Source organism: Enterobacter sp. UPMP2060, from assembly GCF_053709655.1.
In genome coordinates, this window is record NZ_JBSKJQ010000011.1 from 123,319 (window position 1) to 138,883 (window position 15,565).

At 57.2% G+C, this 15,565-nt stretch carries 12 protein-coding genes; 5 read left to right on the forward strand and 7 right to left on the reverse strand.

Going from position 1 to position 15,565, the window contains the following annotated elements; translation table 11 throughout:
• Positions 1 to 53: 53 nt before the first annotated feature.
• Together panS and ACWKXN_RS18730 are read left to right on the forward strand one after the other, a co-directional pair.
• A complete protein-coding gene (gene panS, locus ACWKXN_RS18725; protein WP_029740629.1) occupies positions 54 to 998 on the forward strand; it encodes a ketopantoate/pantoate/pantothenate transporter PanS in 945 nt (314 codons plus the stop codon).
• Positions 999 to 1,048: 50 nt separating this feature from the next.
• Positions 1,049 to 1,321 (forward strand): DUF3811 domain-containing protein, encoded by a 273-nt coding sequence (locus tag ACWKXN_RS18730; RefSeq protein WP_023309994.1) that lies wholly within the window; start codon positions 1,049 to 1,051, stop codon positions 1,319 to 1,321.
• Here the strand turns inward: ACWKXN_RS18730 and rluF are convergent, their stop codons facing one another.
• A complete protein-coding gene (gene rluF, locus ACWKXN_RS18735) occupies positions 1,322 to 2,194 on the reverse strand; it encodes a 23S rRNA pseudouridine(2604) synthase RluF (RefSeq protein WP_023309993.1) in 873 nt (290 codons plus the stop codon).
• Positions 2,195 to 2,391: 197 nt separating this feature from the next.
• Here rluF and ACWKXN_RS18740 point away from each other — a divergent pair, with 197 nt between their 5' ends.
• Positions 2,392 to 2,694 (forward strand): type II toxin-antitoxin system RelE/ParE family toxin, encoded by a 303-nt coding sequence (locus ACWKXN_RS18740; RefSeq protein WP_182072249.1) that lies wholly within the window; start codon positions 2,392 to 2,394, stop codon positions 2,692 to 2,694.
• Between the two features lie 2 nt (positions 2,695 to 2,696).
• On the forward strand, positions 2,697 to 2,984 hold the full coding sequence (locus tag ACWKXN_RS18745) for an addiction module antidote protein (protein ID WP_096151293.1): 288 nt from the start codon (positions 2,697 to 2,699) through the stop codon (positions 2,982 to 2,984).
• On the opposite strand, the gene ACWKXN_RS18750 is transcribed toward ACWKXN_RS18745, so the two are convergent.
• Both ACWKXN_RS18750 and metH read right to left on the reverse strand, forming a co-directional pair.
• Positions 2,981 to 4,612 carry a Na/Pi cotransporter family protein gene (locus ACWKXN_RS18750; protein ID WP_048979396.1) on the reverse strand — a complete coding sequence of 544 codons (1,632 nt, stop codon included), beginning with the start codon at positions 4,610 to 4,612 and terminating at the stop codon, positions 2,981 to 2,983. The two genes, ACWKXN_RS18745 and ACWKXN_RS18750, sit on opposite strands and share 4 nt — an antisense overlap.
• A 116-nt stretch (positions 4,613 to 4,728) precedes the next feature.
• Positions 4,729 to 8,412, reverse strand: a complete 3,684-nt coding sequence (metH, locus tag ACWKXN_RS18755) for a methionine synthase (RefSeq protein WP_033144373.1) — start codon at positions 8,410 to 8,412, stop codon at positions 4,729 to 4,731.
• Positions 8,413 to 8,605: 193 nt separating this feature from the next.
• On the opposite strand from metH, the gene iclR reads away from it, so the two are divergent.
• On the forward strand, positions 8,606 to 9,436 hold the full coding sequence (gene iclR / locus ACWKXN_RS18760; protein ID WP_045888359.1) for a glyoxylate bypass operon transcriptional repressor IclR: 831 nt from the start codon (positions 8,606 to 8,608) through the stop codon (positions 9,434 to 9,436).
• A gap of 68 nt (positions 9,437 to 9,504) precedes the next feature.
• On the opposite strand, the gene aceK is transcribed toward iclR, so the two are convergent.
• From aceK to metA, 4 genes are all read right to left on the reverse strand, one after another.
• Positions 9,505 to 11,244: a bifunctional isocitrate dehydrogenase kinase/phosphatase gene (aceK, locus tag ACWKXN_RS18765; RefSeq protein ID WP_048977778.1), complete on the reverse strand. Its 1,740-nt coding sequence runs from the start codon at positions 11,242 to 11,244 to the stop codon at positions 9,505 to 9,507.
• A 51-nt stretch (positions 11,245 to 11,295) separates the two neighbouring features.
• Positions 11,296 to 12,600 (reverse strand): isocitrate lyase, encoded by a 1,305-nt coding sequence (gene aceA, locus ACWKXN_RS18770; protein ID WP_024906665.1) that lies wholly within the window; start codon positions 12,598 to 12,600, stop codon positions 11,296 to 11,298.
• 31 nt (positions 12,601 to 12,631) lie between these two features.
• The gene (gene aceB, locus ACWKXN_RS18775; protein WP_039264171.1) at positions 12,632 to 14,233 is read right to left on the reverse strand and encodes a malate synthase A; all 1,602 of its coding nucleotides are present in this window, start codon (positions 14,231 to 14,233) and stop codon (positions 12,632 to 12,634) included.
• Positions 14,234 to 14,503: 270 nt separating this feature from the next.
• The gene (gene metA / locus ACWKXN_RS18780) at positions 14,504 to 15,433 is read right to left on the reverse strand and encodes a homoserine O-acetyltransferase MetA (protein ID WP_024906663.1); all 930 of its coding nucleotides are present in this window, start codon (positions 15,431 to 15,433) and stop codon (positions 14,504 to 14,506) included.
• Positions 15,434 to 15,565: the final 132 nt, after the last annotated feature.

Consider the following 15,565-nt stretch of genomic DNA (forward strand, 5'->3'; position numbering starts at 1 on the left):
AGACCCGGCTTTTTCATAACTAAACAACACGACAATACTGCAAGGAATCCACTATGTTATCCGCCGTTACGCGGCTGTTCCCGTTATGGGCGCTGCTGCTCTCCGTACTCGCGTATTACACCCCCGCCACATTCACGGGCATTGGTCCGTGGGTCGCCACGCTGCTGATGCTGATCATGTTCGGTATGGGCGTGCATCTGAAAATCGACGACTTTAAACGCGTGCTGTCTCGCCCTGCGCCCGTCGCGGCAGGGATCTTCCTGCACTACCTGGTGATGCCGCTTGCGGCGTGGCTGCTGGCAATGGCCTTTAAGATGCCGCCCGATCTCTCCGCCGGGATGGTGCTGGTAGGCAGCGTGGCCAGCGGCACGGCGTCCAACGTCATGATCTACCTGGCGAAAGGCGACGTGGCGCTCTCCGTCACGATCTCGTCCGTTTCGACGCTGGTTGGCGTCGTTGCCACGCCGCTGTTAACCCGTCTGTACGTGGACGCGCATATTCAGGTGGACGTGATGGGCATGCTGCTCAGCATTCTGCAGATTGTGGTGATCCCGATTGCGCTGGGGCTGGTCATTCACCATCTTTTCCCGCGCGTGGTGAAGGCCGTTGAGCCGTACCTGCCCGCGTTTTCGATGGTCTGCATTCTGGCAATCATCAGCGCCGTGGTGGCGGGTTCCGCATCGCACATTGCCTCCGTGGGCTTTGTGGTGATCATCGCCGTGGTGCTGCATAACACTATTGGCCTGCTGGGCGGCTACTGGGGCGGGAAGCTGTTCGGTTTTGACGAATCGACCTGCCGCACGCTGGCAATCGAGGTAGGCATGCAGAACTCCGGCCTGGCGGCGGCGCTCGGTAAAATTTACTTCTCCCCGCTGGCGGCCCTGCCCGGCGCGCTGTTCTCCGTCTGGCATAACCTCTCCGGCTCGCTGCTGGCGGGCTACTGGTCCGGCAAACCGATTGATGAACAAACGAAAAAAGATGCGGTGAAGCAGGGTTAATTTGCGCGGCTTGCTTTACACTGAAGCCTCTCTATCAGGAGGCTTCAGCAATGGCTACACCACGTTTGACCCAGAAAGACATGACGGAAGCCGAGCAGCGCGAACTGAAAACGCTTCTCGACCGTGCCCGTATCGCACATGGCCGCACGCTGACGAACGCCGAAACCAATCAGGTGAAAAAAGAATACATCGATAAGCTGATGGCGCAGCGTGACGCTGCGGCGAAAAAAGCCCGCAAGCTTAAAAAAGAGCAGGCTTATAAACCCGATGCAGAGGCGACCTTTTCCTGGTCCGCCACAACGTCTACCCGTGGAAGGCGCTAATCAGCGCCCTTTCTTTTTGCGCCCCGGCTGGGTAAAGCGTTTTCCATTACCCGGCTTGCCTCGCCCCTTATCTTCCGCCTGCGGCGCCTTCACCACCGGGCGCTTAATCGCCTGGGTTTTCGGTTTTGCTTTGGCCTTCGGCTTCGCTTCGGACGAGGAGTTCTCGATAAGCTTGAAGAGTTCAATCAGCTCATCATCCGTTAAATCGCGCCACTCGCCCAGCGGGATGCCGGACAGGCTGACGTTCATGATGCGCGTGCGTTCCAGCTTCGTCACTTCATAACCGAAGTGCTCGCACATACGGCGGATCTGGCGGTTTAAGCCCTGCACCAGCGTAATGCGGAACGCGAACGGCGCTTCTTTCTTCACCTTACACTTTTTCGTGACGGTACCGAGGATCGGCACGCCCGCGCCCATGCCGCGAATAAATTCGTCCGTGACCGGCTTATTCACCGTCACAATGTACTCTTTCTCGTGGTCGTTACCGGCACGCAGAATTTTGTTGACCAGATCGCCGTGGTTGGTGAGAAAAATCAGCCCCTGTGAGTCTTTATCCAGACGGCCAATCGGGAAGATACGGCTGCTGTGGTTCACGAAATCAACGATGTTGTCCCGCTCACCGTCTTCCGTGGTGCTGACAATCCCAACCGGTTTGTTCAACGCGATAAACACCAGGTCTTCAGCATCACGCGGTTCGATGACCTGACCATTCACTTTAACCACATCGCCAGGGACCACCTGGTCGCCGATGGTGGCGCGTTTGCCGTTAAGAAACACGTTACCTTGTTCAATGTAACGATCAGCCTCGCGACGTGAGCAGATCCCGCTCTCGCTAATGTATTTGTTTAATCGGGTTGATTGAGTTGGCAGCATAGTTTCTCCTGTGAAGGGCGAAATATACCTTAGGTATGGGCTGGAAAAAAAGATTAGCCGACGGTTACTGAGACGGGTTTTTTATTTTGCGAGACGCTTTCAGGATTTAGCGTCAGGCCATTTATCCTTGAGCTAACTCCTTTTAGCTTTACTCTCCAGAGACAACCATTTGTAGTTTATAAATCACATGGAGTAATATGAAGGAGATCGTTCAGACAGAATCCTTCCAACGCTGGGAGCAAAACTTAAAAGATCGGCGAGCGAAGACCATTATCGCTTCCCGCCTCTTTCGGTTGGCAAATGGTTTAGCGGGCGACATTAAACCCGTGGGCGAAGGTATAAGTGAGCTGAGGATCCACTATGGTCCGGGCTATAGACTCTATTTTAAAGACCAGGGCAATTGCATCATCGTGCTGTTGTGTGGTGGTGACAAAAGCAGCCAGGCCAGAGACATACTTATGGCAAAAATGCTGAGCAATCCCAATGGCAGGAGTGAATGAGCATGCATAAATTAACACCCTACGATCCAGCCAATGCGCTGGTGGATGACGAGGAAATCGCCGTGTTTATGGCTGATGCCTTAGAAACGGGCGACTCAGCGTATATCGCTAAAGCGCTGGGCGTCATCGCGCGAGCGAAAGGAATGTCGACCATTTCACAGCAAACTGGCCTATCACGAGAGCAACTGTATCGATCGTTCAGTGATAAAGGAAACCCAACGCTTAAAACCACTCTGGCGGTCATGAAAGCATTGGGTCTTGGGCTAACAATCAAACACGCCGAAGATTAATACTCATCCCGCTCGTCGTCTTCATCCGGCTGTTCCATCACGCTGTACGCCACCGCGCAGAACAACGAGTTGAGACGCTTCATATCCCCCAGCAGCCCCAAGTGCAGCGAACTGGTTTCGATACTCTGCACGTTCTGCTGGTGCAGACGCTCAACGTGGGCGTGCGAGTAGCGGCGGTTCAGAATGCGGAAACGATGCTTGTTGCGGCGCAGGCGGCGCGCGCTCGGCACGTCGCTGGAGAAGAAGACCAGCATCGCCAGCTTGAGGTTGCTGACCAGCTGTTCGTGCAGCGCTTCCAGCTCCTTCAGGCCTTCACCTGAAAACGCACGACGCGCGGCAAGGGATTTGTCGGCGATCTCGCTGCCCATACGCTCCACGATATCCGAGGCCTGCTCAAGGTTAAGCGACATCTCGATGATTTCCGCCCAGCGGCGGGACTCCTCTTCCGCCAGCTCGTCCTGCGGCATACGCGCCAGGTAAAGCTTGATAGCGGTATAGAGCACGTTGATATCGTCCGCCAGTCTGCGCAGTTCTTTCTCTTCACGCGGCTCGCCGTGCATCACCTTTTGTAGGCCTTCGAGCATGGTTTCCATTGCGTCGCCCATGCGCAGCGTCTCGCGCGCGGCATTCGCCAGCGCCAGCGCCGGGGTATCCAGAGCGGACGTATCCAGGTGCTTCGGCTTCAGGCGCGCATCCAGCTCCGGTTCGTCCTGAATGAGACGCTCGCAGAAGCGGGCCATCGGCCCGGCAAAAGGCACCATCGCCAGGCAGCGCACCAGGTTGTAGAACACGTGGAAGTAGATCACCAGCTCCGCCTTCGGCAGCGGGAGATTGTCCATCAGGTTCGCCAGCGGGTGGATAAAGGGCAGGATAATCAGGCTGCCCACCAGCTTAAACAGCAGGCTGCCCAGCGCCACGCGGCGGGCGGCGGCGTTGGCGGCGCTGTTGTTAAGCATCGCCAGCAGGCCGGAGCCGAGGTTGGCCCCGATCACCAGACACAGCGCTACCGGGAAAGAGATCGCCCCTGCGGCGGTAAGCGTGGCCGTCAGCAGAACCGCCGCCAGGCTGGAGTAGCTGACGATAGCAAACACCGCGCCAATGAGCGCGTCCAGCATGATGTCCCCGGTCAGGGAGGCGAAGATGACCTGAACGCCATTGGCCTCGGTGATTGGCGTGACTGCCTGCACAATCAGCTCCAGCGCCAGCAGGATCAGCCCGAGGCCAATTCCTACGCGCCCGAGCTGCCCGGCGCGCGTCTGTTTGCGGCCGAGGAAGAAGATGACGCCGAGAAAAATCAGCAGCGGCGACAGCCAGGAGAGATCGAAGGTCAGGATACGCGCCATCAGCGCGGTACCTACATCCGCACCCAGCACAATCACCAGCGCCGGGGCCAGCGCCACCAGATCCTGCGCCACAAAGGAGGTCACAAGCAGTGTCGTGGCGTTACTGCTCTGCACCAGTGCCGTTACGCCAATGCCCGCGCAGAAGGCGAGCGGCTTCTTCTCAACGCTGCTGCTGAGAACGGTACGTAAGCGCGCGCCAAATACGCGCATCACGCCGGTACGGACGATATGGGTGCCCCATACGAGCAGGGCGACTGCCGAGAGCAGGTGTAACAGGGTCAGCACGGAAGGTTTTCCTCCTTATCGTTATTCGTTTTCCATAGGTTCAGTATAAGGGTTTAAACGTAAGAAAGAGACAGGGCGCCCAATGAGCGCCCTGTTTGTTGTAAGGAAAAGTGATTTTAGTCGGCGTCGTAGCCGAGATTAGGCGCCAGCCAGCGCTCCACTTCAGACACGCTCATGCCTTTGCGCAGGGCGTAATCTTCAATCTGATCCCGCTGCAGCTGCGCCACGGCAAAGTACTTGCTGTCCGGATGGCTGAAGTACCAGCCGGAAACGGACGCGCCTGGCCACATGGCGAACGACTCGGTGAGCTTCATGCCGGTATGGGCTTCCACGTCCAGCAGCTTCCAGATGGTGCCTTTTTCGGTGTGCTCCGGACAGGCCGGATAGCCCGGCGCCGGGCGAATGCCCTGGTAATTTTCGCGGATCAGATCCTCATTGCTGAGGTTTTCATTCGCCGCGTAGCCCCAGTGCACCTTACGCACGCGCTCGTGGAGGTACTCGGCGAAGGCTTCCGCCAGGCGGTCGGCAATCGCTTTCACCATGATTTTATTGTAATCATCGTGCTGCGCTTCGAACGCGTCCGCCAGCGCGTCTTCCTCCAGACCGCCGGTTACCGCAAAAGCGCCGATATAGTCGGCTTTACCACTCAGCTTCGGCGCGACAAAATCGGCCAGGCAGTAGTTGGCAAAGCCCACTTTCTCGGTTTGCTGGCGCAGATGGCGGCTGACCGCCAGCACGTGGGTGCGGGTTTCATCGCGATAGATTTCGATGTCGTCGCCCACGCGGTTCGCCGGGAACAGGCCCACCACGCCGCGCGGGTTGAGGCTTTTCTCTGCGCTCAGCGTGTCGAGCATATCGTTGGCATCTTTAAACAGGCGCTTCGCCTCCTCGCCAACCACCTCGTCTTCCAGGATGCGCGGATATTTGCCCGCCAGCGACCAGGTCATAAAGAACGGCGTCCAGTCGATGTAGTTGCGCAGCGTCTCGATGCTGGCCGTCACGTCCTGCACGCCCAGACGGTGTGCGACCGGCGGCGTGTAGCTGGACCAGTCGAAGGCCAGATCGTTGTCGCGCGCCGCCTGAAGCGAAACAGGCGGGGTGCGCGGCTTCTTACGGCCGTGCTGGATGCGAACTGTTTCGTACTCTTTGCGGGTGCGCGCCACAAAATCGTCGCGCTGGGTGTCGGAGAGCAGCGCGGAGACCACGCCCACCGTACGCGAGGCGTTCTGCACGTAGACCGTCGGGCCGCTGTAGTTCTGCTCGATTTTCACCGCCGTGTGCGCTTTCGAGGTGGTCGCCCCGCCAATCAATAGCGGAATGGTGAAGCCCTGTCGCTCCATCTCTTTTGCCACGTTGACCATTTCGTCGAGCGACGGCGTAATCAGGCCGGAGAGGCCAATCAGGTCGGCGTTCACTTCGCGCGCGGTCTTGAGGATTTTGTCCGCCGGGACCATCACGCCGAGGTCGATAATCTCGTAGTTATTACACTGCAGCACTACGCCGACGATGTTCTTGCCGATGTCGTGCACGTCGCCCTTCACGGTGGCGATAACCATCTTGCCGTTGCTGGAGCCTTTCTCTTTGCTGGCTTCGATGTAGGGCTCAAGATATGCTACCGCTTGCTTCATCACGCGGGCGGATTTCACCACCTGCGGCAGGAACATTTTGCCCTCACCGAACAGATCGCCGACCACGTTCATGCCGTCCATCAGGGGACCTTCGATCACCTCAATCGGGCGGGCTGCCTGCTGGCGCGCCTCTTCGGTATCGAGCTCGATAAATTCGGTGATACCTTTGACCAGCGAGTATTCCAGACGCTTTTTCACGTCCCACGAACGCCACTCGGCCTGCTGAACGTTTGCCGCCTCATCCGATTTGCTGCCGCGGTATTTCTCCGCCAGGTCCAGCATGCGCTCGGTGGCGTCGTCGCGGCGGTTAAGGATCACGTCCTCTACAGCATCGCGCAGCTCGGCGGGAAGGTCGTCGTAAATCGCCAGCTGGCCGGCGTTAACGATCCCCATGTCCATGCCGTTGCGGATGGCGTAGTAGAGGAACACGGCGTGGATCGCTTCGCGCACCGGGTCGTTGCCGCGGAACGAGAACGACACGTTCGATACGCCGCCGGAGATCAGCGCATGCGGCAGCTCTCGCTTGATGTCTTCACATGCGCCGATAAAGTCCTGGGCGTAGTTGTTGTGCTCTTCAATCCCGGTCGCAACGGCGAAGATATTCGGGTCAAAGATAATGTCTTCCGGCGGGAAGCCCACCTCTTCGGTCAAAATCTTGTACGCGCGGCGGCAAATCTCGATTTTGCGCTCGCGGGTATCGGCCTGACCCACTTCGTCAAAGGCCATCACCACCACGGCGGCACCGTAGCGGCGGACCATCTTCGCGTGGTGGATAAAGATATCGACACCCTCTTTCATCGAGATGGAGTTGACGATGCCTTTACCCTGGATGCACTTCAGCCCTTTTTCGATGACCTCCCACTTGGAGGAGTCAATCATGATCGGCACGCGGGCAATGTCCGGCTCACCGGCAATCAGGTTGAGGAAACGCACCATCGCCGCTTCGGCGTCGAGCATCCCCTCATCCATGTTGATATCGATAATCTGCGCGCCGCTTTCTACCTGCTGGCGGGCAACGTCCAGCGCTTCGCTGTACTTCTCTTCTTTAATCAGGCGTTTGAACTTTGCGGAACCGGTGACGTTAGTACGCTCACCCACGTTCACAAACAGGCTGTCGTCGCCGATGGTCAACGGCTCCAGGCCGGACAGACGACAGGCAACCGGAAGCTCGGGCAGCTTGCGCGGCGGCAGACCGGCCACGGCGTTGCTCATGGCCGCGATGTGCTCCGGCGTGGTACCGCAGCAGCCGCCGACGATGTTCAGGAAGCCAGACTCGGCCCACTCGCGGATTTGCGCCGCCATGGTGTCGGCATCGAGATCGTATTCACCGAACGCGTTTGGCAGACCGGCGTTCGGGTGGGCGGTGACGTAGCATTCCGCGATGCGGGAAAGCTCCTGCACGTACTGGCGCAGCTCATCCGGCCCCAGCGCGCAGTTCAGGCCAAAGGAGAGCGCTTCGGCGTGGCGCAGGGAGTTATAAAACGCTTCGGTTGTCTGGCCGGACAGGGTACGGCCGGAGGCGTCAGTGATGGTGCCGGAAATCATGATTGGCAGGTCAACGCCGAGCGCTTCAAATTCCTCTTTCACCGCGTAAATCGCGGCTTTGGCATTGAGGGTGTCGAATACGGTTTCAATCAGGATCAGATCGGAACCGCCTTCCACCAGCGCTTTGGTCGATTCACGGTAGGCCGCGACCAGCTGATCGAAGGTGATATTACGAAACGCCGGGTCGTTGACGTCCGGTGAAATCGACGCGGTGCGGTTCGTCGGGCCAAGCACCCCGGCAACGTAGCGAGGCTTATCCGGCGTGCGGGCCGTCCACTCGTCGGCGCAGGCGCGCGCCAGCTTCGCGGCTTCCAGGTTGATTTCCGCCGACAGGGATTCCATCTGGTAATCCGCCATGGCGATGGTTGTCGAGTTGAAGGTGTTGGTTTCAACGATATCCGCACCCGCTTCGAAGTAGGCGTTGTGGATATCCTTAATAACGGACGGCTTGCTGAGCACAAGCAGGTCGTTGTTCCCTTTCAGGTCGCAGGGCCAGTCGGCAAAGCGTTCGCCGCGGAAATCGTCTTCACTCAGACGATACCCCTGGATCATGGTGCCCATCCCGCCGTCCAGCACCAGAATTCGTTCATTTAACTGCGCACGCAGTTGCTCTACTTTGCTGCTCACACTTGCTCCCGACAACGCTCAACAAGGCCAAAAGGCTGCGTTCCATACTGGCACAATCTCGCAGAGTGGAAAAGTCGCACAGCGGTAACATGAGACATGTTCACCATCACTCCTCCGATCAGTCAGGATAACGGTTGCAAATTCACCAAATAAAACGAAAATGATTTCCACGATACAGAAAAAGGAGATCGTCATGGTCGCGACCGTTCCCGCTAAACGCGGCAGAAAACCTGCTGCCACCACCGCCGCCGCACAACAGGGCGGACAGGTTCAATCGCTCACGCGCGGTTTGAAGCTGCTGGAGTGGATAGCCGAGTCGCACAGCAGCGTGGCCCTGACGGAGCTGGCCCAGCAGGCTGGCCTGCCGAACTCCACGACGCACCGCCTGCTGACCACCATGCAGCAGCTGGGCTTTGTGCGTCAGGTCGGCGAGCTGGGGCACTGGGCGGTGGGCGCGCATGCGTTTATCGTCGGCAGCAGCTTCCTGCAGAGCCGCAACCTGCTGGCAATTGTGCACCCGATTCTGCGCAAGCTGATGGAGGAATCCGGCGAGACCGTAAACCTGGCGGTGCTGGACCAGAGCGACCACCAGGCGATTATCATCGACCAGGTGCAGTGCACGCAGCTGATGCGCATGTCCGCACCGATTGGCGGCAAGCTGCCGATGCATGCCTCCGGGGCGGGGAAAGCGTTTCTTTCGCAGCTGAGCGAAGAGCAGGTGACGGGACTACTGCACCGTAAAGGGCTGCACGCCTATACCCACGCCACGCTGGTGTCGCCCGTGCATCTGAAAGAAGATCTGGCCCTGACCCGCAAGCGTGGCTATTCGTTTGATGATGAAGAACATGCCCTGGGCCTGCGCTGCCTCGCGGCCTGTATTTTTGACGAGCACCGCGAGCCGTTTGCCGCCATCTCCATCTCCGGGCCGATTTCGCGCATGACCGACGACCGCGTGACCGAGCTGGGCGCGCTGGTGATTAAGGCGGCGAAAGAGGTGACGCTGGCGTATGGTGGGATTCGTTGAGATTGAGTGCGGCCTGATGGCCTCACCCCGGCCCTCTCCCACAGGGAGAGGGAGAAAACATGATGTTCTCACCCTGCAAGAGAGGGGGCAAACCTAATGCAAAACCTCTGCTTGCGGCGGTAAGCGTACACATCTTCGACATGCCCATTTTTGATCCGCGTTTGCAGCCCGCGCCAGTAGCTGGCGCGGAACAGATCCTCATGCATCTCTTCAAATAATGGCCCGATGCGCGGGTCGGCACACAGCCAGTGGCGAAACTCCTCCGGAAAAACATCACCCGGCGAGACGCTGTACCACGGCTCGCCGGAAAGCTCGTCTTCCGGGTAGCGGGGCTGTGGTATATCGCGGAAATTCACTTCGGTCATGTAGCAAATTTCGTCGTAGTCGTAGAACACCACGCGCCCGTGACGGGTGACGCCGAAGTTTTTAAACAGCATGTCGCCCGGGAAAATATTGGCGGCGGCAAGCTGGCGAATCGCGTTGCCGTACTCTTCAATGGCATCCCGCAGCGCCTGGCCTTCGGACTGCTCAAGCCAGATATTCAGCGGCACCATACGGCGTTCGATGTAGAGATGGCTAATGGCAATTTTGTCGCCAAGATCGGTGATTTTCGCAGGTGCTTCCTGCATTAACAGCGCCATGAGCGCCGGGTCGATCTGCTGTTTATCCAGCACAAAGTTTTCGAACTCCTGGGTATCCGCCATGCGCCCGACGCGGTCGTGCTCTTTGACCAGCTGATAGCAGGCGCGAACGTGCGCGGCGGTCATCTCTTTCTGCGGTGCGAATCTGTCTTTAATCACCTTAAAGACCCGGTCGAAACCCGGCAGCGTAAAGACCAGCATCACCATACCGCGAATGCCGGGCGCTTCGATAAACTGCTCATCGGCCGCGGTGACATAACGCAGGTACTCCCTATAGCTTTCCGTTTTGGCGTGCTTCTGGCAGCCAATCGCCATATACAGCTCGGCGGTGGTTTTGCCCGGCAGGATTTCGCGCAGCCACTCCACCAGCGCGGCAGGCAGCGGGGCGTACACCATGAAATAGGAGCGAGCGAAGCCAAACACGATGCTGGCCTCGGCGCTGGTAGTCAGGCAGGTATCGACAAACAGTTCCCCGTCGTCGGTACGGTGAATGGGCAGCAGAAACGGCACAATGGCGGTCGGCGTAACCAGTTTGCCCACCAGCCAGGCGGCTTTATTGCGGTAGAAAAGCTCGTTGGCAACCTGCAAATGGCTGTGGCTGAGCACCTCCGCGCCGAAGGTTTCGTTGAGATGGGCGTGGATATAGCCGATATCCCGGGTTTTATTCTCCCAGGGCAGGCGCAGCGGCAGATCCGTTAGCACGCGGTGCAGGAGCTTTTCCCATCCGCGATCGGGAAAGAAATCTTTCGCCAGCGGACGGGGAATGGTTCGAAAGCGTCGCTCGGGCTGGGAGCTGAAGATAAATAACCGCTCAGGAGATAATGAGCGGTGGTCAAATAACCGGCAATAGACGGAGTTGAAAAAGCTCTCCGCAATCTCGAAGCGCGGGTAATCGGGTAACAAATGGGTGTAGTGCTCTTTCACGCGCAGTAAAAATTCCGCGTCCGGACTTTTACCGTCGGTAATACAGCGCAGCTGCTCCACCACCAGACCCACGTGGTGGTCATAGAGATGGATACGTTGCTTCATAGCCTGCTGAACCGCATGCCAGTCTGCATGTTCGAAGCGCTGCTGCGCGCCGGATGTCACTTCAAGAAAACGACCATACTGGGCATCGAAGCCCTGCAAAATAGTTTGGGCAATCAGCAATTCCAGGCCACGCGACATATATTCCCCCTCACCCCAACCCTCTCCCCGAGAGGGGAGAGGGGGAAAAGATTAGAACTGTGCTTCTTCCGTTGAACCCGTTAAGGCGGTGACGGAGGAGGTTCCGCCCTGGATAATCGTGGTCACATTGTCAAAGTAGCCGGTTCCCACCTCCTGCTGGTGAGACACGAAGGTGTAACCGTCTTTGCCCGCCGCAAACTCCGGCTGCTGCACCTTCTCAACGTAGTGCTTCATGCCCTCACCCTGCGCATAGGCGTGCGCCAGGTCGAACATGTTGAACCACATGCTGTGGATACCGGCCAGGGTAATGAACTGGTATTTGTAGCCCATGTCGGACAGCTGCTGCTGGAAGCTGGCGATGGTTTTGTCATCCAGCTTTTTCTGCCAGTTGAAGGACGGCGAGCAGTTATAGGCCAGCAGTTTGCCCGGATACTTCGCGTGGATGGCGTCAGCAAAGCGTTTTGCCAGCGCCAGATCCGGCGTGGAGGTTTCACACCAGACCAGGTCTGCATAAGGCGCGTACGCCAGGCCGCGGCTGATCGCCTGTTCAATGCCGGCATGGGTGCGGTAGAAGCCTTCACTGGTACGCTCGCCGGTGATGAACTCGCTGTCGTACGGGTCACAGTCAGAGGTGATCAGGTCCGCCGCGTCCGCATCAGTACGGGCAATCACCAGCGTCGGCACGCCGAGCACGTCAGCAGCCAGACGCGCGGCAACCAGCTTCTGTACGGCTTCCTGTGTAGGAACCAGCACCTTACCGCCCATGTGTCCGCATTTTTTCACTGACGCCAGCTGGTCTTCGAAGTGAACGGCCGCTGCACCGGCCTCAATCATCGACTTCATCAGCTCGAAGGCGTTCAGCACGCCGCCGAAGCCCGCTTCCGCATCCGCGACGATCGGCAGGAAGTAGTCAATAAAGCGCGGATCTCCAGGTTCGATTCCAGCGGCCCATTGGATCTGATCTGCACGGCGGAAGGTATTGTTGATCCGATCCACCACCGACGGCACGGAGTTAGCCGGATAGAGCGACTGATCCGGGTACATGCTGGAGGCCAGGTTGGCGTCCGCCGCGACCTGCCAGCCGGAGAGATAAATCGCCTCAATACCCGCCTTCGCCTGCTGCAGCGCCTGACCGCCGGTCAGCGCGCCGAGGCTGTTGATGTAGCCCTTTTTAGAGCCACCGTGCAGCAGCTTCCACATTTTCGCCGCACCGTTCTGTGCCAGCGTGCATTCCGGATTGACCGAGCCGCGTAATTTCACCACTTCCTCCGCGCTGTAAGGACGGCGGATGCCTTCCCAGCGAGGCTGTGTCCACTCTTTCTTCAACTCTTCGATTTGTTGGGTACGGGTTTTCATGTGCAGATGCTCCATATTGTTATGTGGTGAGTTACGCCAGGAAGCGGTAGCCCGGCAGGGTCAGGAAGTCGATTAAGTCATCTGATGTGGTGATTTGCTCCATCAGGCGCGCGGCGTCGTCAAAACGTCCGCTGCTGAAGCGGTGCTCGCCCAGCTCGTCCTGGATCACCCGCATCTCTTCGGCCAGCATCTGGCGGAACAGGGTCTTGGTCACCGGTTTGCCGTTGCTGAGCGTTTTTTGATGGTGGATCCACTGCCAGATGGAGGTACGTGAGATCTCCGCCGTCGCGGCATCTTCCATCAGGCCGTAGATAGGTACGCAGCCGTTGCCGGAGATCCATGCTTCGATGTACTGGACCGCGACGCGGATATTGGCACGCATGCCCTCTTCCGTACGCTCGCCCGCGCACGGTGCCAGCAGCTGTTCTTCAGCCGTTGGGGCATCGTCTTCGCGCGTGACAAACAGCTGGTTTTTGTTGTCGCCGAGAACGCGGTTAAAGACCTCCATCGCCGTATCGGCCAGGCCGGGATGGGCAATCCACGTGCCGTCGTGACCGTTACGGGCTTCAAGCTCTTTGTCGGCCTTCACCTTGTTGAGCACCTGATTGTTGCGTTCTGCGTCTTTGCTCGGGATAAATGCCGCCATGCCGCCCATCGCAAAGGCGCCGCGCTTGTGGCAGGTTTTGATCAGCAGGCGCGAGTAGGCGCTCAGGAACGGTTTATCCATGGTCACGACCTGGCGATCCGGCAGTACGCGGTCGGGATAGTTTTTCAGGGTTTTGATGTAGCTGAAAATATAGTCCCAGCGCCCGCAGTTCAGGCCGACGATGTGGTCGCGCAGGGCGTGCAGAATTTCATTCATCTGGAACACGGCAGGTAGCGTTTCAATCAGCAGCGTGGCTTTGATGGTGCCGCGCGGCAGGTTGAAACGATCTTCCGCATAGCTGAAGACTTCGCTCCACCAGGCCGCTTCCTGCCAGGCCTGCGTTTTTGGCAAATAGAAATAAGGGCCGCTGCCTTTTGCCAGCAGGTTCTTGTAGTTGTGGAAGAAATAGAGTGCGAAATCAAACAGGCTGCCCGGAATGGCTTCCCCACGCCAGGTGACATGTTTTTCAGGCAGGTGCAGGCCGCGTACGCGACAGATCAGCACCGCAGGGTTCGGTTTGAGCTGGTAAATTTTGCCGGCTTCGTTGGTATAGCTGATGGTGCCGTTCACGGCGTCGCGCAGGTTAATCTGCCCCTCGATGACCTTACGCCAGTCCGGCGCCAGTGAGTCTTCAAAATCGGCCATAAAGACTTTAACGTTGGCGTTCATGGCGTTGATCACCATTTTGCGCTCTACCGGACCGGTGATCTCAACGCGACGATCCTGTAAATCTTCAGGGATGCCGCGGATTTTCCACTCACCGCGACGAATGGAAGCGGTTTCCGAAATGAATCCAGGCAACTTGCCATCGTCAATTTCCTGCTGCTGATGAATGCGTGCCGCCAGCAGCTTATTACGCTGCGGCGTAAAGCGGGTCACCAGTTCAGTGAGAAATTCTACCGCTTCCGCCGTCAAAACTTGCTGTTCTTGCTCGCCATACGGCTGGGTAAAGGCCAGTTCATCGACCGTCGTTGCCTGTTGAGTCATTACTCTGCTCCTCATCAAAGATCCAAAATCACGCCCCCGATGCGAACGAAAGATCGTTGGGTAGTTTTCGCTCAGCAGAATTAAGACTATCTATATTTTTTCTAAAATCAAAAACAATTTCCATTTTAATTATTAATTGTTATTAATTGATTGATTTCATTGAGATTAAAGTTGGATCGAACGGTGAGTGACATTTCGGAAATAAAAAAGGCACCCGAAGGTGCCTGATTTGAATAGCTGAAACGCTTTAGGATCGTTTAGTGCAGAAGATTACTCCAGCGTCGGATTCATGTGACGCAGATCGTATGGCGTTATCTGATAGACGTAATAGTTGAGCCAGTTAGTGAACAGCAAATTTCCGTGACTGCGCCAGGTTGCTCTCGGTTTGTTTTGCGGATCGTCTTTCGGGAAATAGTTGTACGGTACGTCCGGATTAAGACCCGCTTCGACATCACGGAAATACTCTGATGCGAGGGTATGCGGATCGTACTCAGGATGTCCGGTCACAAAAGCAATGCGTTTATCCTTGCTGGCAAACAGGTAAGCATCCCCATCTTCCGTTTCGGCCAGGATCTCCAGATCGGTGTAATCACGAATCAGCTGGGCCGGGAAATCGGCGTAGCGAGAATGCGGGGCCAGGAAAGAGTCATCGAAACCGCGCGTCAGCAACGCATGTGGATGAAGAATGTGGTGTTCGTATACGCCGGAGAGCTTTTCAGTGCGGGTTTGCTTGGGGATGCCATAAAGAATATTCAGTGCGGCTTGTACCGCCCAACAGACAAACAATGTGGAGGTAACGTGATCTTTTGCCCACTCCAGAACCTGTTTGATCTGCGGCCAGTAGGCGACATCGTTAAATTCAACCAGACCGAGCGGCGCGCCGGTCACGATCAGTCCGTCGAAGTTTTCCCCCTGAATGTCATCGAAGTTACAGTAGAAGTTGTTCAAATGCTCAGATGGCGTGTTACGTGATTCACGGGCATCGATTCGCAGCAACTGGATATCCACCTGCAGCGGGGAGTTCGACAGAAGACGCAGGAACTGGTTTTCTGTTTCGATCTTTTTTGGCATCAGATTGAGAATAAGCACCTTCAGCGGGCGAATTTCCTGACCTGTCGCACGCGAAGCCGTCATGACGAAGACGTTTTCTTCACGCAAGAAATTGACGGCTGGTAGCTCGTCCTGCACCCGAATCGGCATAGCTTTATATCCTCACAGCATACGTATAAACGTTTAGACATCCAGATAGCTAACGATACCCAGAAACGGGCATAATGTCGAGCCTGCAAGCGGAAGGTGAGAAAGTTTCAAGGAGGGGGGAGAGGGAAAAAC

Coding starts and splice junctions, on each gene's coding strand:
- panS (WP_029740629.1), top strand. CDS start 54: ATGTTATCCGCCGTTACGCGGCTGTTCCCGTTATGGGCGCTGCTGCTC.
- ACWKXN_RS18730 (WP_023309994.1), top strand. CDS start 1,049: ATGGCTACACCACGTTTGACCCAGAAAGACATGACGGAAGCCGAGCAG.
- rluF (WP_023309993.1), bottom strand. CDS start 2,194: ATGCTGCCAACTCAATCAACCCGATTAAACAAATACATTAGCGAGAGC.
- ACWKXN_RS18740 (WP_182072249.1), top strand. CDS start 2,392: ATGAAGGAGATCGTTCAGACAGAATCCTTCCAACGCTGGGAGCAAAAC.
- ACWKXN_RS18745 (WP_096151293.1), top strand. CDS start 2,697: ATGCATAAATTAACACCCTACGATCCAGCCAATGCGCTGGTGGATGAC.
- iclR (WP_045888359.1), top strand. CDS start 8,606: ATGGTCGCGACCGTTCCCGCTAAACGCGGCAGAAAACCTGCTGCCACC.
- aceK (WP_048977778.1), bottom strand. CDS start 11,244: ATGTCGCGTGGCCTGGAATTGCTGATTGCCCAAACTATTTTGCAGGGC.
- aceA (WP_024906665.1), bottom strand. CDS start 12,600: ATGAAAACCCGTACCCAACAAATCGAAGAGTTGAAGAAAGAGTGGACA.
- aceB (WP_039264171.1), bottom strand. CDS start 14,233: ATGACTCAACAGGCAACGACGGTCGATGAACTGGCCTTTACCCAGCCG.
- metA (WP_024906663.1), bottom strand. CDS start 15,433: ATGCCGATTCGGGTGCAGGACGAGCTACCAGCCGTCAATTTCTTGCGT.